Origin of the sequence: Akkermansia sp. UNK.MGS-1 (genome assembly GCF_000980515.1) — a bacterium.
GTDB lineage: Bacteria > Verrucomicrobiota > Verrucomicrobiia > Verrucomicrobiales > Akkermansiaceae > Akkermansia > Akkermansia muciniphila.
This window is the reverse complement of the sequence record NZ_LBCB01000001.1, coordinates 172,751-194,917: the sequence shown is the minus strand read 5'-3', so window position 1 is coordinate 194,917 and position 22,167 is coordinate 172,751. Positions and strand designations below refer to the sequence as shown.

Here is a 22,167-nt window from a genome sequence, read left to right as displayed (position 1 = left end):
GCGGGCAACGCGGGCCTGAACGTCGGCCGGCAGGACTGGACGACGGGGACGCTGGCGCTGGGCGGCCGTTGGATGGGTCTGGTGGGCAGCAACATCTTCGGCCGGGAATCGCTGGCGGAAATCCGGGTCAACGCGGCGCAGGACCTGGGAGACCGGAGAGGGGAAACGAACGTCTCCCTGCTGGGCAACCCCGGCTTCGCGCAAAGCGTGAGAGGGGCGAAAACGGGAACGACGGCGCTGCAGCTGGGAGCGGGGTTAAGCGTGCCGGTGGGAACGAAGGGAACCATCTACGTGAACGGGAACGCGGACATCCGTGACGGGTCCAGCTCGGTCAACGGAAGCGTCGGCTACCGCTACGACTTCTAAAAGAAAGAAAACCCAAGGAGAAGGCACCCCACCCACCCCCGAAAAGCCTTCCTCCTGGCCCTCCAGAGCCGTTCCGGAATAATTCCGGAACGGCTCTGAGTTTTTGTTTATCGGAAGATTATTCCTTTGGCCTGTTTCCAAAAAGGATGATTAATTCAAATGACGTTTTACAAGAACAAACGGCCAAGATATCAACATTTCTGTTGCGGAAACCATTGTATCCGGCAGATGATCAATTAGGAAACAATTTCTCATTCATTTCCAGAGGAAACCTGCTCTGTAAAAAAATTTCCAGAAACAAAGATAACATCCGGATGAAGAACAAAAACATCCCGGCCTCTCTATTTGGAAGAATAAACCTGAAGCATGGCGAAAAATAATTTTCCGGGCAGTTTTTCTTTCCATAGCCGGGAATACTCGATTCCCGGTACATTGCATTCTGTTATCCCCCTCCAGTAAAAATAAAAAAGACGGCCTCCATGCGGAGACCGTCCTATGATTAATTTGTCTGCCGGCAGGATGCCTTAAGACCGGCGACGGCGCATCATCAGGGCGGCCAGTCCCAGCAGTCCCAGGGAAGCCGTGGCAGGTTCCGGCACTGAAGCCAATTCTCCCGTCATGGAAGCCGTGAATGTAGAATCATTACCCCTTCCCTGATTTGACTCAACGAATACATAAACGTTTTCAGAAGTCAGTTTGTTTCCGGAAAGATCTGCCGTCACAGTAATCGTGCCGGACGTCGCCTGCGACTCTACCGCCTGCCAGCCATTTTCCGTCTGGTAGGCCAGATAAACCCGATAAGTGCCGCCGGTGGAGGTAGCCAAATCCACTGTGAATGTCAGAGAAGAATAAAGCATCAGCAGAATACCCCGCAGCATCCAGGGAAACTTTGAGGCCTACGCCGGAACCGCCATATCCCCGTCTATTGGTATAGGTCACCGTTACAGAACCGTCTTCGCTCCCAACAGCGCTTTTAAAATAACTTGAGGTTTCAGAAGATGTATTGGCTTTAGATCCGCACCATCCGGAAGAATTCGCCAACCACTCATTCAAGTGATTCGCCATGGCGGAAGGATCGCCACGGTAGGCTTGGAAGGAAGAATTAACATCGCTTCCTGAATCATACCCTGACAGATCAATCTGGACGGTTGCGGCCGTTGCGGAAAGAGCGGCAGCCCCCAGCAATACAATTGTGGTTCCCAGTATTTTTTCCATCGTTTACTAATGTTAGTAACTATAAAACGGAGATAGCGGATTTTGAATCCGAATTTATCGATAAAATATTTATTGTTAAAAAATTACAATAAATAATATATCAAAAATTATAGATAGAATATCGGTAAGAACAAAATATTGATTTCTATAATTTTCTTACCACCAATTTTTTTTATTGATACCGGATTCAAAATCCTATTTGTTGAAGAATCAACGTCTCCCATCCGATCCGATTTTTCAAGACAGACGGGGTCATTAACAAATTCAAAACAGTTGTGCTGACGTTTCCCCTGTAAACAAATCGAAGTCCGTTAAAAAAGAATCCGCGGATTCCACTGGCACCAACAAACCCGTTAACATTGCAAATACCGGTATCAAGAAGAATGACGCCGCTATGAACGGCGCATTCCTTCCGCAACCTCAGGGAATGAATGCCGCTGCCGGTGCGCAGGATGCTCTGCTCTTTCGGCCATCCTGGCCGTGAAGCCGAAACGGCAGGCATCATTCATTGTCCATGAAATAGGCCTGCAAAATACAAATGATATGCAGGACAATAGGAACGAGTGCAAAGATGAACCAATACAGGAGGCCGTAAGCCGCACCTACCACCAGGAACCAGAGAATGGCCTGGACAAAGTGGCCCTTGTACAACTGGCCGAGGCCGGGAATAAATAGGCTTAAAATGGCTGCTAAAAAAGATTTCATATGCTGGCTTGGTAAGAAATGGCCGCACGGGAAAAGGTTCGCGTGCCTGTACCAGTTGAGAGCCTTCCTTCTTCCCTCACGTTCAATCTCCCGGCGCAGCCCCTGTCATGAATGACGGTTTTCCCGGAGCGAATGAAGCCGACGCGGCAGGGAACGGGAGGCAGTCATGTTCAAGTCTTGACCGCCGCATGGGCTATGTTACCCTCCCCGCGCACAGGGCACTCATGTTAGAAGGGTAGAGACCACCATGTCCATTGAACTGACTCGCAATTTCTCCATTATCGCTCACATCGACCACGGAAAGACCACCCTTTCCGACCGGCTGCTGGAAAAGACGAATACCATTTCCGAACGGGAGAAGCAGGATCAGCTTCTGGACGCCATGGATCTGGAGCGGGAAAAGGGCATCACCATCAAGTCCCACCCCGTTACCATTTTCTACAAGGCCGGGGACGGAAAGACTTACAAGCTCAATCTTCTGGATACGCCGGGCCATGTGGATTTCTCCTATGAAGTGTCCCGTTCCCTGGCGGCATGCGAGGGAGCCCTTCTTATTGTGGACGCGGCCCAGGGAGTGGAAGCCCAGACACTTGCCAACATGCACCTGGCCATGGATCTGAACCTGGCCATTATCCCCGTCATCAATAAGATTGACCTTCCCAGTGCCAACCTGCCCAAAGTATACCGCCAGCTGGAGGACATCGTCTGCATCCCCCATGAGGAAGCCATCCATGCCTCCGCCAAGATGGGCATCGGCATTGATGATATTCTGGAAGCCGTTGTTCAGCGCATCCCTCCGCCTGAAACGGAACAGGACGGCCTTCTGCGCGCCCTGGTGTTCGATTCCGTTTACGACGCCTACCGCGGCGTAGTCTCCTATGTGCGCGTCATTTCCGGCAGCGTGCACCGCGGCATGAAAGTCAAACTTTTCGCAACGGACGAAGTGTATGAAGTGAAGGAAGTGGGTATCTTCACCCCCAAAATGACCCGAACGGATTCCCTGGAAGCCGGCGACGTAGGCTACATCATCGCCAACATGAAATCCGCGGCTGATGTCAAGATCGGGGACACGTATACGGATTACATGCGCCCCTGCCCATCCCCCCTGCCCGGTTTCAAGGAAATCCGCCCCATGGTCTTTTCCGGCATTTATCCGGTGGATTCCTCCGATTTTGAAGCCCTGAAAGCGGCCATGGCGAAGCTTCAGATTAATGACGCCGCTTTCTCCTTCCAGGCGGAATCTTCCGTAGCTCTGGGCTTCGGGTTCCGTTGCGGCTTCCTTGGCCTGCTCCATATGGAAATCATCCAGGAGCGTCTGCGCCGGGAATTCAACATGGATATCATCTCCACCTACCCCTCCGTGATTTATGAGGTCACCAAGACCAATGGAGAGGAAATCAATGTGGACAATCCCAGCCTGCTCCCGGAACCGCAGGAAATTCAGGAAATCCGGGAACCTATCGTCAAGGTGTTCATTATGCTTCCTGGGGAATACATCGGGGATATCATGCAACTTGTCCTGGAAAAACGCGGCAGCGTGGACAATACGGAGACCATTGACGATATGCGCGTAATGCTCACCTGCACCGTCCCTCTGGCGGAAATTCTGGTGGATTTCAACGACAAGCTCAAATCCATGACGCGAGGCTACGGCTCCATGGATTATGAATACGCCGGCTATCAGGCCGCCAAGCTCATTAAAATGGACATGCTCATCGCCGGGGAACCGGTGGATGCCTTCTCCATGATTGTTCACCAGGACAAGGCAGCCTCCCGCGGCAGGGAACTGGCGGAACGCCTGAAAAACGTCATTCCCCGCCAGCTCTTCACCGTCGCCATTCAGGCCTGCATTGGCGGAAAGATTATTGCCCGGGAAAGCATCTCCCCCATGCGCAAGGACGTGACGGCCAAATGCTACGGCGGGGACGTCACCCGCAAGCGCAAACTTCTGGAAAAGCAGAAGGAAGGCAAAAAGCGCATGAAGGCCATCGGAAAAATCAACATTCCGCAGGAAGCGTTCATCAAGGTGCTGAAAACGGGGGATTAACCCATTTTCTTCCCGGCTTTATATCGTTTTTCCGTTTGAATATGGGAAAACAGTTTATTTGCAGGGAGAATATATTGGCTATTTTGGAAAACAGGGTATTACTCGCGTTTTAATCGGCAGATTTCCTTCCCATTACTCTGATGATAGAGAGTATAACAAGGAACTGTTTCTGTTTTCCCGGGTTCTCGCGGCCTGCGTTTTGGTGAGCATTCATGCCCCGGCTAAATGAGCCACTTCACGTGGTCCTTCTTCCGTAGCAAACATTCGTTCAAAAGCGCCAGAAACAGCCTTTCCATCAGGATTCAATGGATGAAAATGGACCATGAGACACTTCCTGCACTACTTCCCCAACCATTCCCGGGAGGAGGAATGCTACATCAGGCTGCCGGCTACCGGGAAAAGGAGGAAATCGACGAGCTGATCTACCGGACCGTGGGCCGCGTTCCGGAGTCCGAATTCCTGTTCAGGAGAAACCGGGGCAAACGGTACGAAAAGAAGCTGCGCACCGGCAGGGCGAGCCACATCAACGACCGCTACATGCACCCCCCTGGATATCGCCATACGGGACCGGAAGCAGAAGGAACAGGAAGCCAAGAAATACTGAAACCGCTGCGACCGTTGAACAATTCCCGGTTGCGTATTTTTCCCTGTTATGCTATCAGGTCAGTCATGAGTCTGCCCCGGCTGTCCATGTTCCTGTTTGCGTCCGCGGCTCTCTGTTCCTGCGTGGGAACCTCTCCGGAACAGGAAGAACCGAAGGTAAAAAAAAGCCTTTCGGAATACATGCAGGATAACAAGACCAATTCCATCGCCAATGTGCCGACGGGGCTGTTGAGCACTACCCCGAATCAGCAACAGGCCACCCATCTTACCGCCACCACACAGGAGGAAATGACCAGGGCAGACAGCGGGGCCGTCTATTACACGGACGCTCATGACCCGGACGCCCCCATCCCCGGGCTGGAAGAAGCTTTCGCCCAGCGTAAGGAAAACGAACGCTGGATCCAAAGCTATCCCACCGCCCTCCGGGAAGCCCAGAGTACCGGAAAACCCATTCTCATCTGGTTCCACCATTCCGTGGGCAGCCCTCCCAGCAAAAAGCTGGGGGCAGAACTCCTCCATACGAAGGAATTTGAAGACTGGGCGAAAAGGAATGTCGTCCGCGTCTGTTACGACCAGGCGGAAAAATTTGAAAGCGAACCTGTTTACAGGAAGCGCCAGAAGATGCTGGAGTATGTGAAAAAGGCTCCCTCCCTGTTTGGCGTGAGAGGAACGCCCGTGCTTCTGGTCATGTCTCCGGACGGCTCCAAAGTGGATACGTTGCGCGGTTATTATACCGGACAAAACGCCCTTTATTTTGACCAGATCAAGAACAGCGTCAAACTGGCGAAGCAGCAATATGAAGAGTTTAAAAAAACGCTGATTCCCAAAGGCTACCGGGTCTGGACAGGAGTCAACGGAAATACCGTCTTCGCCAAACTTTCCCGTTATTCGGAAAAGACCCAGACCCTCTGGCTTCAGGAGCTGGACGGACACCAGAGCAGAACATCCCTGAAAAAGCTCAGCCTTGAAGATAGAACATGGCTCCTGGAACAGAAAGAATCCCATGAAAACAACGGCCGGAACAAGCGCTCCGGCCCACGTGGCACCTGAACGGCTTTTCCCCTGCCGTCCGGCTGCGGAACGGTTTATTCATGGGCTTCCGCTCCATCCCCATTTTTGTATTGAAATATGAAACTGATGTTTTATTTTTCCTAAAACTCTCTTCCAGCATTTTTTCTTTCGGGGATGTGGTCTTTTCCGTACCGGCAGGAATGCCCTTGCGGACAAATTCCGCCGCTTCCCCCCTCTCCAACCATTGCCTGTTTAATTCATGATTTTAACAATGAACCGTCATGCCGCCACCGCCCTGATGCTTGCGGCCTGTCCCCTGTCCGCTTCCGCGGACCAGCCTCAAAAGCAGACGCCGGACCAGCGCCCCAACATCGTGGTCATTGTCACCGACGACCATTCCTACCAGACCCTGGGCACCTGTGAAAAGGATTCTCCCATGCCTTATCCAAACTTCCGCAAACTGGCGGACGAAGGCATGGTCTTTGACCGGAGCTACTGCGCCAACTCCCTGTGCGGACCTTCGCGGGCTTGTATCTACACTGGCCGCCACTCCCATATGAACGGGTACCTCTTCAACGAACATGCGGCTCCCTTTGACGGTTCCCAGCCCACTTTCCCGAAAATGCTCCAAAAGGCCGGTTACCAGACGGCCATTGTCGGCAAGTGGCACCTGGAAGCCATCCCGCCGGGCGCCAAGGGAGATACGTCCAAATATGAATCCGACCCCACCGGATTCGATTACTGGGAAATTTTCCCCGGCCAGGGCAACTATTTCAATCCGGATTTCATCACTCCCGGCAAGGACGGCAAACGCGTGGTGAAAACGGAACCCGGCTATGCCACGGAACTGGTCACGCAAAAAAGCCTCAAATGGCTGGACCAGAGGGACAAGGACAAACCCTTCATGCTCGTCGTGGGTCACAAGGCACCCCACCGTTGCTGGTGCCCCTCCATTCAGAATCTGGGCCGCGCCAAACAGTATGCGGACGCCATTGACCCGCCCGCCAATCTGGAAGACGATTTTGCAGACCGCCCGGAATTCCTGAAAATGACGGAACAAACCCTGCTCAACCATTTCAACGTATGGTCTGACGAGCACCTGATCAAGGAGGTGGTCCCGGAAGACATCCAGAAAATGCTTTCCTGCCCGGAATCCAAGACCCTGCATACTCAGTATGACTGGGAAATGCCGGAATGGGTGCGCATGGACCCGCAGCAGAAGGAAGCCTGGTACAACTACCACAAGGCCCGTACTGTACAGCTTGTCAAAGATATTAAAAACGGGAAAATCAAAACGCAGCGCGACATTTTGCTGCGCCGCTGGCGCCATTATATGGAAGACTATCTGGGCACCGTTCTTTCCGTGGACGAAAGCATCGGCCAGATCATGGACTATCTGAAACAGAACGGCCTGGACAGGAATACGCTGGTGCTCTACTGCGGAGACCAGGGATTCTACATGGGCGAACACGGCCTGTACGACAAGCGCTGGATTTTTGAAGAATCCTTCCGCATGCCCCTCATCATGAGATGGCCTGGCCACATCAGGCCGGGCGTGCGCTCCTCCGCCATGGTGCAGGAACTGGATTATGCTCCCACTTTCTGCGACGTGGCCGGGGTAAATACCAAGGAAAATATGAATACCTTCCAGGGCCGCAGCCTCACTCCCCTGTTCAAGACCGGAGAACATCAGGATTTCAAAAACCGTTCTCTTTACTACGCTTTTTACGAAAATCCGGGTGAACACAACGCTCCGCGCCATGACGGCCTGCGCACGGACCGCTACACGCTGTCCTATATCTGGACCAGCGACGAATGGATGCTCTTTGACAACCAGAAGGACCCGGCCCAAATGCACAACGTCATCAACAAACCGGAATATGCGGAAACCGTGAAAGAACTCAAAACCCTGTACGGCAAGCTCCGCAAAGACTACCAGGTACCGGAAGGCTTCCCCGGGGCCACCGGCAAACTGGCCGTCAAGCCGCAGTGGGACTGCGCTCCCTCCAGAGATTGACGCCGCCATTCACCGTTCCTCCCGAAACACGGTTGTCCGGAACACGCCATTGACGACGGAGGGACAGGGTTTAAATCCTCACACAAACAACAACCATTACTATACGGCGCCGCATGAAATCAATTTTGCTAGCCGCAGCGTTCCTGGGTTCCCTCTGCTGGGCCGGAACCAATCCCTACAACATTATTCCGGAGCCCGTCAACGTGACGACAACTTCCGGAACTACCAAAAACCTCAAAATCATCCATGAGCAAAAAGTCGCCGGACTGGGCAATGAAGGGTATGCCATGAAACTGACGCCCGGCGGCGTGGAACTCCGTTATACCACGCCCAACGGGAAGGCCATGGCCATGGCGACCCTGTTCCAGCTCCAGGACCAGCTTTCGGATACTCCTGAGGGCCTTCCCTGCGGCAGCATCCAGGATTCCCCCGACTTCGGCTGGCGCGGCATGATGGTAGACGTAGGCCGCTACCACTATCCCATGAAGGAGATCTACAATTTTGTGGACGCCATGCATTATTACAAATACAACGTCCTGCATCTCCATCTGACGGAAGACCAGGGCTGGCGTCTCCCCGTGCCGGGCTACGACAAGCTCCGCACCATCGGCGCCGTCCGCCCTTCCGCTCCGGAAAACCAGAACAATTCCCTGCTGGCCAATGAAGGCATGTATACCAAAAAGGAACTCCAGGACCTGGTAGCCTACTGCAAAGCGCGCGGTATCCAGGTGCTGCCGGAAGTGGAAATGCCGGGCCACAATATGGCCCTGGCCGCGTCCTATCCCGAATTCTGCTGCAACACCAAACGGGCCCAGGTATGGACGCACGGCGGCGTTTCCTCCAAGCTGATTTGCCCGCAGAAACCGGCCACCAAAAAGTTTCTTAAGGATACCTTCAATACCGTCCAGCAGATATTCCCTTTCCCGTACATCCACATCGGCGGTGACGAATGCCCCATGGGAGACTGGAAGAAATGCCCGGACTGCCAGGCCGCCCGAGCCAAAAAGGGCCAGGGGGATAATGTGGAAGTCCAGATGAGCGATTTCACGAAAAGCCTGACGGCCATACTCTCCAAGCACCGGAAAAAGCCCATCCTTTGGTATGACATCAACAAGAGCTATTACCACAAGGGGGAAACCGTCATGTCCTGGCTGCCGGGAGAATTCCCGCGTTGCATTGATAAGACGAAGGAACAGGGCATCGACCTCATCGTCACCCCCCAGTTCAAGTACTACCTGGCGCGTACCCAGATGAAATTCCCGGCGGACGACGTGCGCGCCCGGCCCGGCGGAGCTCCCATCCTGCTGAAAGACTGCTACAACTTCGATCCCCGCAACGGACGGGACAAGAATGACGTCAAGCACATCAAGGGAATCAACCTCTGCATGTGGGCGGAATGGATTCCCTCCGGCGAATTGCTGATGTACATGACCTACCCCCGCGCCATGGCTGTTTCCGAAACCGCGTGGGGCAGCCACAAGAACCGTCCAAGCCTGGAAGAGTTTGAAAAGAAAATGGAAACCCACAAGAAACATTTCCAGAAGCGTTTCGGCTATACTCTGGAACGCACTGTGGAAAACAAACCCTACCGGGAAAAATTCATCACCCAGGAGGAAATCGAACGTATTAACGAGAATTATAAAAAGGGCCAGCAAAACGCGGACAAATAGCGTTTCCTTTTCTCTCGCCATCCTCTGATTTCTTCAAAGCCGGGGACGCGGACAACCGCGGATCCCCGGCTTTCTTTTCCCGCTTGACCGGAAAGCCCTCTTCCCTTCTAATCGTTCCGCCATGTTACACCTTTACGATACCCGCACCAGAACGGCCCAGGCCATTTCCCCCATGGATGGAAAAACACTGCGCTTTTACTGTTGCGGCCCCACGGTGTACGGCCCGGCCCACATCGGCAATTTCCGCACTTTCGTGATGCAGGACGTCTTCCGCCGCGTCCTGGAGCTGGGGGGGGTTCCCACCACGCACATTCGCAATCTGACGGATGTGGATGACAAAACCATCCGGGATTCTCAAAAAGCCGGCGTTTCCCTGGCGGAATTCACCGCAGGCTGGGCGGACCTGTTCCACCGGGACTGCGCCGCCCTTAATTGCCTGCCTCCCCATGCGGAACCCTCCGCCGTGGGCCATATTCCCGAACAGATACGGATGGTCCAAACATTGGTGGAAAAGGGCCATGCCTATGTCTCGGAAGACGGTTCCGTGTATTTCAGAATTTCCTCCTTCCCGGAATACGGAAGGCTTTCCCACCTGGACGAACGTGAACTGGATTTAGGAAAAACCGCCAATACCCGGTCCAACGCAGACGAATATGAAAAGGATTCCGTGGCAGACTTCGTGCTGTGGAAGAGCCGCAGGCCGGAAGACGGCGACAACTTCTGGACCTCTCCCTGGGGAGAAGGACGCCCCGGATGGCATCTGGAATGCTCCGCCATGATCCATAAATACTTCGGCAATGACTTTGATCTCCATTCCGGCGGCGTGGATCTGGTATTCCCCCACCATGAAAACGAAGTGGCCCAGTCCCGCTGCGCCTGCGGAGGCGGCTTCGCGCGCCTGTGGTTCCACATCACGCACCTTCTGGTGGACGGCGGCAAGATGTCCAAATCCCTGGGCAACATGTATACGCTGGCGGATTTGGACAAACTGGGCCACAAGCCGTCCGCGGTCCGGTACGTACTGGCGGGGGGCTATTACCGCCGTCCGTTGAACTTTACCCTTTCCTCGCTGGAAGACGCTAAAGCCGCGCTGAACCGCCTGGCCAAATTCGACACGCAGCTCAGGAACGCCTCCGGAACGGATTCCGTTCCCTCCTATGAGGAATTCTGCGCGGCATTCCCGAAATTGGGAATTTTCCAGCCGGCATGGGACAGCCTGAACGATGACCTGAACACTCCGGAAGCCCTGGGCCATGTTTTCAGCGCCATCAAAAAGGCGGATATCCCCTCCCTTTCACCGGAGGAGGCGCTCCGCCTGCGGAATGCCTTCCATTTTATCCTGGCCGCCTTCGGCATTATTCTTCCAGAGGAGGAACGGGAGGAAGCCCCGGAAAAAGTTCGCATCCTGGCGGATCAGCGCTGGCAGGCCAAACAGAACCGGGACTGGACGGAAGCCGACCGTCTGAGGGCGGAAGTGGCAGCGCTGGGCTGGGTCATCAAAGACCGCAAAGACGGATACGACCTGGCACGCAAATAAACGAATGGACGCCTTTTCTCCCATTCCCGATCATACGGGCTTCAAGGCCAGGAACCTGTTTGCGGACGGGCAGCAAATCCTGAAAGGCGGAGCTTTCGCCAAAATAGCCCCCGGCGGCGGCGGCCCCCTTTCCCCGCACCGCCATGCCCACGCTCATTTATTCATTGTCACCCGTGGAACGGTCTCTGTCATGCTTGACGGAAAAGAAAGAACGGTTCACGAGTACGAATCCCAGCTCGTTCCCGGCGGCGTTCTGCACGCCGTCTGGAACAAAAATCAGGAACCGGCGGAAATTCTGGGCCTGACGCTGGAAACGCCCCCTTCACCCGCACCATGATGCAATGAGTTCCCGCCAGCGTACCCTGGGCCATGCAGCCGCCCTCATGACCATTCTCATCTGGGGAACGACTTTCGTCTCCACCAAGGTGCTTTTGCGGGATTTCACACCCGTCACGGTACTCTTCACCCGCTTTGTAATAGGATATGCTTTTCTCTGGTGCCTGAAACCGCGGTTTCTTCCATTCTCCGGTTGGAAAAAGGAATTCCTGTTCGCCGGAGCGGGATTGACCGGGGTTACCCTGTACTTCCTGCTGGAAAACATCGCCCTGACCTATACCTTTGCCTCCAATGTGGGGATTATCGTGGCAGTGGTTCCTTTCTTCACAGCCCTTCTGGCTCATTTCCTGCTGAAGGGGGAAGGCTTTTCCCGCCGTTTCTTCCTGGGTTTTGCCGCCGCCTTTACGGGTATCTTCCTCATCATGGCAAACGGAGCCTTCGTGCTGGAACTGAATCCGGCGGGAGACATCCTGGCTCTGGGAGCGGCCTTTGTCTGGGCGGCGTATTCCATTCTGATGAAAAAAATCGGCGTCAACACGTCCAACATGATCATCTGCACGCGCCGCATTTTTTTCTATGGCATCGCGCTGATGATCCCCGCCCTGTGGGTCCTTCCGGCAAATATGGACTGGCGTCTGATGGCAAAACCCGTCAATGCCGTTAACCTGCTGTATCTGGGCCTGTTCGCTTCCGCACTGTGCTTCCTGACCTGGAACCGCGTGGTGGAAATTCTGGGAGCCGTCAAGTCCAGCGTTTACATTTACATGGTACCGGTCGTAGCCGTGGTGGCCTCAGCCATCATTCTGGGGGAACGCCTGACCTGGATATCCCTGGCGGGGATCCTGCTTACCCTGTTCGGCGTCACGATTTCAGAGTACAGGAAAAAAACACGGAAAAGCGGGAAGAAAAGGCCATCCTGAAAGAAATCTGATTTTTCCCGTTCCGGTTCTCAATATCTTCCCCCCTTGCAGGGAAATGGACGGAAGCCGCTTTCAGGACATGCCAGGCTTATGATTTCCCGCAACGGACAAACATTCATTTATCACGTTGCGGAAAAGCTTGTCTCCGGATTAGATATCCGGCAACAACAAAGTTTCCTAAAGAAAATCCCCTCAGCTCCCGGAAACGCTTCTTTCCGCCTCTTCTTGAATGCGCGCTTCCGTCTCTTCAATCTTTTCCGAAAGATCTGCCCATTGCGTAAAACAGGTTTCCAGCTGCCGGTCCGTCTGCTGAAAACGGGAGGTAAGCTCCATGACGGCTTCCGTATCAGCCGCCACTTCCGGACGCTCCAATTGAGAAGTAATTTCCGTCTTTTCCGTTTCCAGCCGCGCTATTTCTTCTTCCAGCAGCTCCAGTTTCTCCTGAAGCGGACGTAGCAGGCGCGTCTTCTTCTGACGGATTTCCGCCTCCATGCGCCTGCGTGCCTTGCGATCCAATCCGGCGCCCGGTTCCGCCGCTCCGGAGGGGGGTGAGGCGGCTGCGGCAGCCAGGGCCTGCTCCCTCTCCACCTTTTCCAAATAATCAGAAACATTGCCCAGGTAAACGCGCGGTTTCTCTCCCGGTACAAATTCCAGCACTTTCGTCACGATGGGATCCAAAAAACTGCGGTTGTGGGAAACGATGCAGTAGGAACCCGGATATTCGGACAGAGCCTTTTGAAGCACCTGCTGGGACTGGATGTCCAGATGATTGGTCGGTTCATCCAGAATCAGGAAATTGGCCGGATGCAAAAGCATGCACACCAGCGCCACGCGGGAGCGCTCGCCTCCGGAAAGCACGCCAACGCGCTTGTGTACGTCATCCCCCCGGAACAGGAAACAGCCAAGCAGATTCCGGACCATGGGCGCAGATTCCCGCGTGGCGGCAGCTTCCACGCATTCCAGAATCGTTTTATCCGGATCCAGATCATCAGCATGCGTCTGGGAGAAAAAAGCTACCTGCGTATGGCGTCCCATGGTCACGCTGCCGGAACTGGGGGCCTCTCCGCCGGAAATAAGGCGGGAAAATGTGGATTTCCCCGCCCCGTTTACTCCTACAATGGCAATGCGGTCCCCCTTGACGATTTCAAAATCCACATTCTCAAAAACGGAAACGGAACCATAATGTTTGGAAACCTTTTCCAGCCTGACCACAGAATGGGCGCCAGCGGGAGGAGCAGGAAAGTGAAAGTTCATGACGGCATCATCCTCTTCCACCTCAATCAGTTCCACTTTTTCCAACTGCTTGATGCGGGACTGAACCAGAGAAGCCTTGGTGGCTTTATAACGGAAACGGTCGATAAATTCCTTCGTTTTGGCAATCTCCCGGTCCTGAGCCTTTTTCTGGCGCAGCAGAATTTCCTTCCGCAGCACGCTTTCTTTCAGAAAATAGGAAAAATTGCCCGCGTACTCCTCCGCCCGGCCGTGGTAAAAAGCAATCGTACGGGAAACCAGAGCATCCAGAAGCGCCACATCATGGGAAATAAGGATGATAGCGCCCCGGTAGGAGCGCAGATATTGTTCCATCCACCGTTGGGACTGGATGTCCAAATGGTTGGTAGGTTCGTCCAGAAGCAGCACTTCAGGCTCCCGGAGCAGCAGTTTGGCTAATGCGATGCGCATTTGCCAGCCGCCGGAAAATTCTCCGCAATCCCGGTCAAAATCCCTGTCTTTGAATCCCAGTCCGCGCAGGATGGATTCCGTCCGGGGACGCAGCCGGGCGGAATTATGGGCATGCAGCACCAGTTCCAGTTCCCCGATTTCATTGAGAACTTCAGAGTAGGCGGCGGAACGGGGATCCAGCCCCGCCATTTCCCGCGTCAGGACATCAATGCGCTCCTGAAGATCCATCAGGTCCGCAAAGGCGGACATGGCTTCATCAATCAGCCTGCGCCCTCGGATATGAATTCCTTCCTGGGGCAGATAACCCACCTGGGAATGCCTGGATTTGATAATGGAGCCGGAATCCGGTTCATTCAAACCGGCGATGCACTTCATCAGCGTGGATTTCCCCGCGCCGTTATGGCCCGCGAGGGCAATTCTTTCCCCATCCTCCACTGTAAAGGAAAGGTCATTGAACAGGACGCGCGCGCCATACTGCACACGCAGGTTTTGAACAGACAGAACCATGTACTGAAAAAGCAGAGAGAGGAAAACAGCGGAACGGGCGCCCCCGCGCCGCGCTCCGCCGAGTGAATGCCGGAATGAGGTTATTTACCAAGCGCCTTGTTCCACGCGGCAATGCGGTCGGCCTGTTCCGCAAACAGATCATCCGCATTATCTTCAATCGTAATGCCGGAGATGGTGTCTCCCTGCTTAATGGAATCCACCACGCTCTGGCCTTCCGTCACCTTGCCGAAGACGGTGTGCTTACCATTCAGCCAGTCGGTGGGCACATGGGTGATGAAGAATTGGGAACCGTTGGTGCCGGGGCCCGCGTTCGCCATGGAAAGAACGCCGGGGCCGTCATGCCTGAGGTCCGGGCGGCACTCGTCCTCAAACCTGTAGCCAGGGCCCCCCATGCCTGTACCGGTGGGGTCGCCGCCCTGAATCATGAAATCCGGAATCACGCGGTGAAACTTGAGCCCGTCATAAAACCCCCTAGACGCCAGATTCAGAAAGGAAGCCGCCGTCACGGGCGTCTTGGAAGCAAACACCGTCAGCCTGATGTCGCCCTTGGAAGTATGGATGGTGATATTCTTGTCAGTTGCCATGGGTGCATGTTAAACGCGCAAAAAGGCATGGTAAAGGCTTATTGCGTACAGTCTCCGGGCCCCTCCGTTATTTCCCGCCCGTTTCTCCGCCGCACCTTTCCCTGCCGGGAAAAAGAATACTGCCGCACCTGCCTGTCATGATGGTTCCTAATGACAGGAGGAACGGTTGATTTTCCACAAAGGAAGACCGAATTTGAATGACATGAGCGAAGAACTGGTAGAAGAATTCATTACGGTTGAATCCATCTTTGTCCGCGGACGCAATTGCCTGGCGCTCAGGTCAAAATTTTCTCCCCTGTTTACGGACTACTACCTTCACCTCATGCAGTACGGCCTGCGCAACGAAGAACTCTGCGACAGCCTGCTGAAAGAACTCATGGCCTATTTCACCCTCTATATGGTCGCACGGCCCTGGGCGGAGCAGCATGCCTGGACAGTCAATCTCCGGACGCCTGCCGTCGCCAATCTGTTTGTCACCGGTTCTTCCCTGACGGAATCCGTAGTGGGGCGCGTCTTCACACAGGACATTAAGGAACCTGAAGAAAACACGCTGTATTCCACCCTGCTCCGCAAGGGGTTTGAACCGCAATACTCCGTCGTACCCATTCCGGGAACGTCTCCGGCCCGGTGGGTGGAGGAATTCTACAGGCAAAGCGAACAGAGAAACGCCCGCTGCATTGAGCTCCCGGATGAATGCTACACCATGGTGACGGCCCAGCCTGACGCGGATGAAGAATGGCTTGCTTCCCTCACCCGGGAGAAAATGGCCCATCTGGAAGAAGATGAAAATACCCGAGTGCTGGAAACGCGCCGGTTCCGCTTTTACTGCGGCTGCACGCTGGACCGCATCCTGCCCACGCTCAAGACCCTTCAGGACAACAAGGAAGACCTGTTCCAGGGAGAAGAGGAGCTGGAAGTCACGTGCCCCAGATGCGCCGCCATTTACCGTGTCACGAAAGAAAATCTGGAAGATTGAGACATACATGATTTCTTTCTGACAATTAGTCTTTTCGGCAACGAACTTCGTGCTTAAACTTTCCTTGTGCCGACTTGTCCGAAGTGTTTACATAATTTCCACCGCGGGGCGGAATCATTGTGCCCTCACTGCGGTTTTTCCCTGGAAAACCTGGACAAAAAATACGGCAAAGACGCCATACCCTACCGCCGCGTATGCGACAACGCCGGCGCTCTCCGGCAGCAGGACCGCATGAGGCTGAATGCCCTGCTGGAGAAACTGGAACGCCGCATCCCCCCCGTTCTCCTGTCCGTCTATTTCCCCAACATCCTGGAGCCCTTTTCCCTTATTCCGCACAGTTTCTGGACGATGAACCACCTGACGGTGGATGAGGCCGGCTTCCCTAACCATCAGGGACCGCTGGATCCCCAGTGGCTCCTGGTTCTGGTGCTGGACGTGCGCACGGACACGGCCTGCTTCATGTGGGGCTATGAACTGGACCCTTATGTAGAGCCGGACCTGATCAACAAATCCATCATGAAAGCCCGCATTCCCCTGCGGGAAAGCATGCTGCTCCAGGCTGCGGGGGCCATCATGAAAAACGCCGTCCAGCTCGTAGCCAGGAAAGCGCGCTCCAAAGTCAGGCATCCCATGCGCTACGGATTAACGCCTCCCACCCCCGAGGACCGGAAAGGAGGAGGCGCATGACCCCCCTTTTGTTCCCATGCCTGCTGGCGGCGGCCATCTTTCCGGCTCCCGCCCAGGAATTACCCGCCCAGGAATTACCCGCCCTGAAATGGACCAACCACGACCAGCAATCCCTGATGAGAGGCGCGTGGTGGAATGCCAACCCTCCCTTGCTGCCCCCTGTGGATGCGGCAGCGGCTCCCTCCGACCCCATGCCGGAACCCGCCGCCAATGCAGACTCCCCCGCCGTGGATCCCATTCCGGAGGACTTTACGGACGTCAATGAATATTTCCTGCCGGACTACATCCGCACCTCCACAGGCCTGATTGACCCCCAGAAGCTTCTCGCGGAAGTGGAAAGCAATGACGTCATCGAACTTATCAAGCTCATCAAATCCCGCTACAATGTCAACCTGTTCGTCAGCATCTTCGCGGCCGGACAGAAAGTCCCCCCTTCCGTCAATGCTCCCACCATCGCCCGCCAGATATTCAGGAACAAGGAGCGCAACCTGCTGCTCCATTTCCACATGGGGGATATTAAAAGCGCCCAGATCGCACTGGATCCGGAGCTGAGCTCCCAGCTTAGGGATGCGGGACGGAGGGATCTCCTGTACCAGGTGAAGCAGGACGCCTCCCGATTCACCAATCCGCAGGACGAGCTCATTGAGGCCATGATTTCCCTGGCAAGAAGAACAGAGGCGGACATGGCATCCGCCCCCAGGCCCACCCTTCCCGCACTGGAGCCTGACAACCCTGCCAGCATCCCGGAAGCCAACATCACCATCCAGGAACCGGAGGAAACGCAAGAATCCTCCCTCCATGCCATGATGAAAGCCTGGATGACTTTCGCCCTGGCCAATGTAGCCGGCATCATCCTGCACATCTCCGCACTGGCGGCCATAGTGGTGCTCTGGCTGGTCTGGAAAAACAAGAGAGTGGTGCATCTGCTGCCGTCAGAGCCGGACAAGCGCCTGGGCGCTCCCCACGGCGCCTCCCAGAGCCGCCCCGTGAACTACTGCATGCAGGACAGCCGCGGGCCGAACTCCATCGGACGCAGGCAAATGCGCCAGCACATGCGCGACGTTTCATGATAGAATCATCCCCACCCCCCGGAATCCGCGCCTCCCTGAATGAGGCGGGAGAACTGGTACTTACCGCGGTGAACGCTCCGCCGGAAGCCGTCATCCGAATGGACGTGAATGCGGGCTCTCCCCGCATGCTCTGCACGCAGGGCCGCTATCTGGCTCCGGTGCAGGCCCCGCCCGGCGCACGCATCCGCTTCCGCCTGTTCCGGGGAAAGCGCGGCATTACAGCCCCGGAAACCTTCATCATGCCCGGACCTCCTCCCGCCCGGGCCGTACCCTCCACGCTGATTCCCTGCACCCAGGACCGGGACTTCATGATTTACGACTGGGCATCCCGGCATGAAGCCGCGTGCCGCATCGTGCGCGAAACACACCCGGACCTCCTCTTCATCGGAGACTCCATCACGCATTTCTGGGGAGGTGCGCCCGTGGATGAACCGCACCGGGACATTTTGCAAAAATCCCCGGAAACATGGAACCTGTGCACGGCGGGAATGCGGGCGGTCAATCTGGGGTTCGGCTACGACCGGGTGGAAAACGCCTTGTGGCGGCTCCGCCACGGAGAACTGGACGGTGCGGAAGACAATGCCGTTTGCGTGGTGCTCCTGGGCACGAACAACCTTGCGGAAAACACGGACGGGGAAATCCTGGAAGGCATTCGTGCCGTCTGCCGGGAAATCACCGGCAAACTGGCAAAAGCCGTCATCATCCTCCAGGGATTTTACCCGCGCAACAGCGCCCGGGAAGGTACGGCGGAACGCATTGCCGGCATCAATCTCCTCCTGAACCGCCTGGCCGCGGAAGAAAATTTCATTTATACGGAACCGGGACGCGTCATGGCTAATAGCGACGGATACGTCCCGGAAGAGCTTTCCAGCGACGGACTGCACCCTTCTGCGGCCGGTTACGCACGCATCGCCGCCGTGCTGGCCCCCGTCATCAGACAGGCGTCAGAACGGAAAAAATGACGCCGGCAAGAAACCGGACCCATCTTCCGGTGTTTTTCTTCATAGAACCCTCAGCGGAACCATAACCATGAACGAACAGGACGATACAAAACTCTGGCAGATTCTGGGACATGCCTCCCAACCTGCGCCGGGGGACGATTTTGCCCGCAAGGTCATGATGCGTATTGAAAGGGAAGAATGCACTCCCGCCGTTCCGGTGGAATCCATTCATCACTTCAAGCGGCATTCCTTCCGCATTTGGGGAGCTGCTGCGGCGGCCCTGGTGGCTGCCGTCATCGGCATTGCAGCCCTGATGGAACCCTCTGCCCCGGAAACGGTGCCCCTTTCCATCGCTACCCTGAATATTGACGATGTGCTGGTGGAAGAAGCCGGGCTGGCTCTGGGGCAGGAAAACCTGGTAGACGCCCTCTGCGTACTGTCCTCCACGGAAACAGGCGTCATCTCCTCGGACAACATCCAGGACCTTCTTCTGTAACTCCGGGAACGGAAATACCATCCAATGCCCGTCCGGCGTCACAAGCCTCCGTGCCGGGCGTTTCCGTATTATTTTTCCCGACTGCCTTGAATCCGTATTTCAGAAACCCCGCTTTTTCCGAAAACGGAAATGTAAAGAGTCTGTATCCCGGAGGGGCAACTCATCCGGCAGGAGGAACGGGGCTACCAGCCCCTGTAGGGTCTAGCTTAATTCATACACAAGCGTAGCGATACGTTCCAAACTATTAACATATATATGGCTGGTGCTGAATGGCATCCGCCATTTTTATTGGAGATAATCGGGGATTTTTCTTTCATCACGTCCGGGACGTGTTGTTGTTCTTTTTGGAATTCCTTATGTTCATTTGAGAGCTAAATGGTTAGTTCTCAAACAGGAAACGATCAGGAACATGAATAATTATATACCACTGAACAAGGCGGTCGGTCCGAAGCTTATCTGCGACGGGGAGCAGGCTCTCATCCCTCAGAAACTCGGAGTTGACGCGATGGAGTTCAACTTTGACGGTTCGGCGTGCGAGCACGCCACTTGCGCCGGAGCGCCGGAAATGTTCATCAAGGTCGAGGAAGACGGCCTGTACTATTTCGGCGTGGAAGCCGACGACACAGGCAGCCTGACGATTGCCGGTGAGCAAGCTATAAAAAAGGATGGGACACCACCCAACGGCAAGCTGAATATTGAAACCGATTCCAGGTACCTGAAAGCGGGCTATTACAAGGTGGCTCTGTCGTGGACCAACAACGCCTACACCCCCGTCAGCAACAACGCTGCCGCGTTCAACGTCACGATGGACAGGGAACCCATTCAGGCAGGGAAGTATGAAGGCAACTCGACGATGAAGCGCGAATTCTCGCCGTCCCCCAAAATCAAATTGTGGACGATTGAAAAGGAATCCACCATTACCTGCGAACCGTCCAAAAACGTGGAATTTGAATTTGAGAAACCGGAACCTGTTACCACGGAAGAAGAAGGTAATAGTCAGACAAAAAACACGCCTGTTAACATCGTTGTAACGGTTTGTAAGGATGAAACTGAGAATGTATGGAGGTGTCGCGTTGTTTCTGCTTCTGGTGGCGCTACGGTAGTTGTTCGTACCGGGTCGTTCATTGATGCCCTTCTTACACCTCCCACCAATGAAGAGGACTGCATTATGGCGGTTAACGATTTGAACGGATACCAGAGCGGTGAAGGTCTTGGGATATGGCACACGGCGGAAGCTTCTCTCGCCCACGAAGAACACCACCGCCGTCAATGGGAAGATGCCTACAAATTCTACTGGAAACATTTGAAATTGCAGGAAAAATTGGAAGAGAAAACTCTTTCCTGCGATAAAGTTAAGGATATGGAAACCGCCATAGCTGCGATGGATCTGACAGCCGTAAATGCTAGCATTAACTTTATGACAGAGGTTATCGCTTACATAAAAAAATTGCCGGATAACCCAGGTGACAGACCTTACTGTGCCGGACAAAAGGTCCTGAATAACACTACCCGCAAGCTTATCAGGGTAGCCGAAATCAAGGGATGGAGCAAAGTACCCACAAATGTAACAGAACCCGGTATTATTGAGCCGCCCTGTTTCTTGCCTCCGGTTAACGAAGGTAAAACCCGCAGTATGGCAATTGCAGAGGTATCGACACCTCTTCAGCTCTCCATTGTGGACACTGCCAATTTCATGAAGGGCGAAATTACAGTCTCCTTCCGCAACGAAGGAAACGAGCCTGTCCGGATTCCGGACGAAATCAACGACGAAACAGCCGATTACTTTTTCGTGACTGTATTGAGGACGGAACGGGGAGATGTCCGCATCCTGAACAGGGAAATTGGCACCATGACCTTCCAGCGACCCTTGAACTACCGGGAACTGGCCCCCGGCCGGGAATACAGCGTCACGATTCCGGTATGCCTGGATGAAGTCGATCTGGAAGGCTGGAAACAATGTTCTTGTGAACTCGAAACGCGCTACTATAATCAGCAGGGTAAGGATTGTTTCCTGGGGATGCTCCGGGCGACGGCCAAACTCGCGCTGTAATGAAAAAAATCTTCCGGTATTTAATACTTCTGGCAAACCTGTCCCTCCATGCTGCGGCATGGGGGGACATGGCCGACAACGGAGTGGAATGTTCCGTGGTGATGGAAAAGACCCGGTTTGACACAAGAGAGACGTTCCCTGACTTCAAGCTGGTGTTCACGAACAAGGGCGAAAAGACCGTGCGCCTGTTCGACGACTTTTATCCCCTGAAGGATCATAGCCCTAATATCCACATCGAAATATGGCGAAAGGAAGGCGAGAAAAGAATTGGGTGTATAGGGAGCGTAATAAGCGATGGAAAGAAGCCTTTAGCTTGGTATAGTCCCCTGTATACAGTTGAACGTCTACCGTTTTCCATACGTTTCATTACGTTGCAGCCGGGAGAAAAGCATGAAGTTCCCATCCAGGAAGCTTATTTGTTGCTGACGTATTTAGAGCACCTTCGCAATAACAAGAGGTACGAGCTTGAAGTCAGATTCAAGGATGGATTTGCGAACCCCGGTGTTCGAAGGGAGTATGTAGGGAAAGCAGATTTTGAAACATCGAGCCGGTCTCCCGAAGGAGCCTTGCCTTAATAGCTTTTCTGTTTTATTAAAAAGCTATGGTCTCCTACGCAAAGTTTCCCCAGAATTCCTCAAATCGCTTTCCAGGCATAAAGGCCCGGCTCCTGCGCTGGTGAAGAAAATAGCAATCCGGGCAGAGAAAATTTCCACTGCTGGCGGTTCCCTTTGACGTACACGCCCGTATCG

19 protein-coding genes are annotated in these 22,167 nt (G+C 54.5%); 15 read left to right on the top strand and 4 right to left on the bottom strand.

Annotated features, from left to right (window positions below; all coding sequences use genetic code 11):
* A partial coding sequence (locus WW58_RS00860; RefSeq protein WP_046434511.1) for an autotransporter domain-containing protein occupies nucleotides 1-366 on the top strand: 366 nt, incomplete at its 5' end.
* Between the two features lie 524 nt (nucleotides 367-890).
* Here WW58_RS00860 and WW58_RS00850 read toward each other — a convergent pair.
* Together WW58_RS00850 and WW58_RS00845 are read right to left on the bottom strand one after the other, a co-directional pair.
* On the bottom strand, nucleotides 891-1,244 hold the full coding sequence (locus WW58_RS00850) for a PEP-CTERM sorting domain-containing protein (RefSeq protein WP_046434507.1): 354 nt from the start codon (nucleotides 1,242-1,244) through the stop codon (nucleotides 891-893).
* An 838-nt stretch (nucleotides 1,245-2,082) separates the two neighbouring features.
* Nucleotides 2,083-2,286: a hypothetical protein gene (locus tag WW58_RS00845; RefSeq protein WP_022197112.1), complete on the bottom strand. Its 204-nt coding sequence runs from the start codon at nucleotides 2,284-2,286 to the stop codon at nucleotides 2,083-2,085.
* 247 nt (nucleotides 2,287-2,533) lie between these two features.
* Between WW58_RS00845 and lepA the strand changes: the two genes are divergently transcribed.
* From lepA to WW58_RS00805, 7 genes are all read left to right on the top strand, one after another.
* Entirely contained in the window at nucleotides 2,534-4,333 is a 1,800-nt protein-coding gene (gene lepA, locus WW58_RS00840; protein ID WP_012420077.1) for a translation elongation factor 4, read from the top strand.
* 369 nt (nucleotides 4,334-4,702) lie between these two features.
* A complete protein-coding gene (locus tag WW58_RS00835) occupies nucleotides 4,703-5,986 on the top strand; it encodes a thioredoxin fold domain-containing protein (protein WP_046434503.1) in 1,284 nt (427 codons plus the stop codon).
* A gap of 220 nt (nucleotides 5,987-6,206) precedes the next feature.
* Nucleotides 6,207-7,964, top strand: a complete 1,758-nt coding sequence (locus WW58_RS00825) for a sulfatase family protein (RefSeq protein WP_240452140.1) — start codon at nucleotides 6,207-6,209, stop codon at nucleotides 7,962-7,964.
* 113 nt (nucleotides 7,965-8,077) lie between these two features.
* Complete coding sequence (locus tag WW58_RS12680) at nucleotides 8,078-9,634, top strand: beta-N-acetylhexosaminidase (RefSeq protein WP_253822234.1); 1,557 nt, start codon at nucleotides 8,078-8,080, stop codon at nucleotides 9,632-9,634.
* 121 nt (nucleotides 9,635-9,755) lie between these two features.
* Nucleotides 9,756-11,171 carry a cysteine--tRNA ligase gene (gene cysS / locus WW58_RS00815; RefSeq protein WP_046434499.1) on the top strand — a complete coding sequence of 472 codons (1,416 nt, stop codon included), beginning with the start codon at nucleotides 9,756-9,758 and terminating at the stop codon, nucleotides 11,169-11,171.
* A 4-nt stretch (nucleotides 11,172-11,175) separates the two neighbouring features.
* On the top strand, nucleotides 11,176-11,508 hold the full coding sequence (locus tag WW58_RS00810; RefSeq protein ID WP_046434497.1) for a cupin domain-containing protein: 333 nt from the start codon (nucleotides 11,176-11,178) through the stop codon (nucleotides 11,506-11,508).
* Nucleotides 11,509-11,512: 4 nt separating this feature from the next.
* The gene (locus tag WW58_RS00805) at nucleotides 11,513-12,427 is read left to right on the top strand and encodes a DMT family transporter (protein WP_046434495.1); all 915 of its coding nucleotides are present in this window, start codon (nucleotides 11,513-11,515) and stop codon (nucleotides 12,425-12,427) included.
* 192 nt (nucleotides 12,428-12,619) lie between these two features.
* On the opposite strand, the gene WW58_RS00800 is transcribed toward WW58_RS00805, so the two are convergent.
* The gene (locus tag WW58_RS00800; RefSeq protein WP_046434493.1) at nucleotides 12,620-14,614 is read right to left on the bottom strand and encodes an ABC-F family ATP-binding cassette domain-containing protein; all 1,995 of its coding nucleotides are present in this window, start codon (nucleotides 14,612-14,614) and stop codon (nucleotides 12,620-12,622) included.
* An 80-nt stretch (nucleotides 14,615-14,694) separates the two neighbouring features.
* Nucleotides 14,695-15,198: a peptidylprolyl isomerase gene (locus WW58_RS00795; RefSeq protein ID WP_022197469.1), complete on the bottom strand. Its 504-nt coding sequence runs from the start codon at nucleotides 15,196-15,198 to the stop codon at nucleotides 14,695-14,697.
* A gap of 202 nt (nucleotides 15,199-15,400) precedes the next feature.
* Here WW58_RS00795 and WW58_RS00790 point away from each other — a divergent pair, with 202 nt between their 5' ends.
* From WW58_RS00790 to WW58_RS00760, 7 genes are all read left to right on the top strand, one after another.
* Nucleotides 15,401-16,174 (top strand): Hsp33 family molecular chaperone HslO, encoded by a 774-nt coding sequence (locus tag WW58_RS00790; protein ID WP_022197470.1) that lies wholly within the window; start codon nucleotides 15,401-15,403, stop codon nucleotides 16,172-16,174.
* Nucleotides 16,175-16,291: 117 nt separating this feature from the next.
* The gene (locus WW58_RS00785) at nucleotides 16,292-16,861 is read left to right on the top strand and encodes a hypothetical protein (protein WP_031930698.1); all 570 of its coding nucleotides are present in this window, start codon (nucleotides 16,292-16,294) and stop codon (nucleotides 16,859-16,861) included.
* On the top strand, nucleotides 16,858-17,931 hold the full coding sequence (locus WW58_RS00780) for a hypothetical protein (protein WP_046434490.1): 1,074 nt from the start codon (nucleotides 16,858-16,860) through the stop codon (nucleotides 17,929-17,931). The genes WW58_RS00785 and WW58_RS00780 overlap by 4 nt, the downstream gene beginning before the upstream one ends.
* A complete protein-coding gene (locus tag WW58_RS00775) occupies nucleotides 17,928-18,893 on the top strand; it encodes a GDSL-type esterase/lipase family protein (RefSeq protein ID WP_102758841.1) in 966 nt (321 codons plus the stop codon). The genes WW58_RS00780 and WW58_RS00775 overlap by 4 nt, the downstream gene beginning before the upstream one ends.
* A gap of 67 nt (nucleotides 18,894-18,960) precedes the next feature.
* Complete coding sequence (locus tag WW58_RS00770; protein WP_046434488.1) at nucleotides 18,961-19,368, top strand: hypothetical protein; 408 nt, start codon at nucleotides 18,961-18,963, stop codon at nucleotides 19,366-19,368.
* Nucleotides 19,369-19,777: 409 nt separating this feature from the next.
* Complete coding sequence (locus WW58_RS00765; RefSeq protein WP_046434485.1) at nucleotides 19,778-21,418, top strand: PA14 domain-containing protein; 1,641 nt, start codon at nucleotides 19,778-19,780, stop codon at nucleotides 21,416-21,418.
* Nucleotides 21,418-21,993 (top strand): hypothetical protein, encoded by a 576-nt coding sequence (locus WW58_RS00760; RefSeq protein ID WP_046434483.1) that lies wholly within the window; start codon nucleotides 21,418-21,420, stop codon nucleotides 21,991-21,993. The genes WW58_RS00765 and WW58_RS00760 overlap by 1 nt, the downstream gene beginning before the upstream one ends.
* The last annotated feature ends 174 nt before the right edge of the window (nucleotides 21,994-22,167 follow it).

Coding starts and splice junctions, on each gene's coding strand:
- WW58_RS00805 (WP_046434495.1), top strand. CDS start 11,513: ATGAGTTCCCGCCAGCGTACCCTGGGCCATGCAGCCGCCCTCATGACC.
- WW58_RS00810 (WP_046434497.1), top strand. CDS start 11,176: ATGGACGCCTTTTCTCCCATTCCCGATCATACGGGCTTCAAGGCCAGG.
- WW58_RS00795 (WP_022197469.1), bottom strand. CDS start 15,198: ATGGCAACTGACAAGAATATCACCATCCATACTTCCAAGGGCGACATC.
- WW58_RS12680 (WP_253822234.1), top strand. CDS start 8,078: ATGAAATCAATTTTGCTAGCCGCAGCGTTCCTGGGTTCCCTCTGCTGG.
- WW58_RS00790 (WP_022197470.1), top strand. CDS start 15,401: ATGAGCGAAGAACTGGTAGAAGAATTCATTACGGTTGAATCCATCTTT.
- WW58_RS00765 (WP_046434485.1), top strand. CDS start 19,778: ATGAATAATTATATACCACTGAACAAGGCGGTCGGTCCGAAGCTTATC.
- WW58_RS00845 (WP_022197112.1), bottom strand. CDS start 2,286: ATGAAATCTTTTTTAGCAGCCATTTTAAGCCTATTTATTCCCGGCCTC.
- lepA (WP_012420077.1), top strand. CDS start 2,534: ATGTCCATTGAACTGACTCGCAATTTCTCCATTATCGCTCACATCGAC.
- WW58_RS00780 (WP_046434490.1), top strand. CDS start 16,858: ATGACCCCCCTTTTGTTCCCATGCCTGCTGGCGGCGGCCATCTTTCCG.
- WW58_RS00775 (WP_102758841.1), top strand. CDS start 17,928: ATGATAGAATCATCCCCACCCCCCGGAATCCGCGCCTCCCTGAATGAG.
- WW58_RS00825 (WP_240452140.1), top strand. CDS start 6,207: ATGATTTTAACAATGAACCGTCATGCCGCCACCGCCCTGATGCTTGCG.
- WW58_RS00770 (WP_046434488.1), top strand. CDS start 18,961: ATGAACGAACAGGACGATACAAAACTCTGGCAGATTCTGGGACATGCC.
- WW58_RS00835 (WP_046434503.1), top strand. CDS start 4,703: ATGCTACATCAGGCTGCCGGCTACCGGGAAAAGGAGGAAATCGACGAG.
- WW58_RS00760 (WP_046434483.1), top strand. CDS start 21,418: ATGAAAAAAATCTTCCGGTATTTAATACTTCTGGCAAACCTGTCCCTC.
- WW58_RS00800 (WP_046434493.1), bottom strand. CDS start 14,614: ATGGTTCTGTCTGTTCAAAACCTGCGTGTGCAGTATGGCGCGCGCGTC.
- cysS (WP_046434499.1), top strand. CDS start 9,756: ATGTTACACCTTTACGATACCCGCACCAGAACGGCCCAGGCCATTTCC.
- WW58_RS00850 (WP_046434507.1), bottom strand. CDS start 1,244: ATGCTGCGGGGTATTCTGCTGATGCTTTATTCTTCTCTGACATTCACA.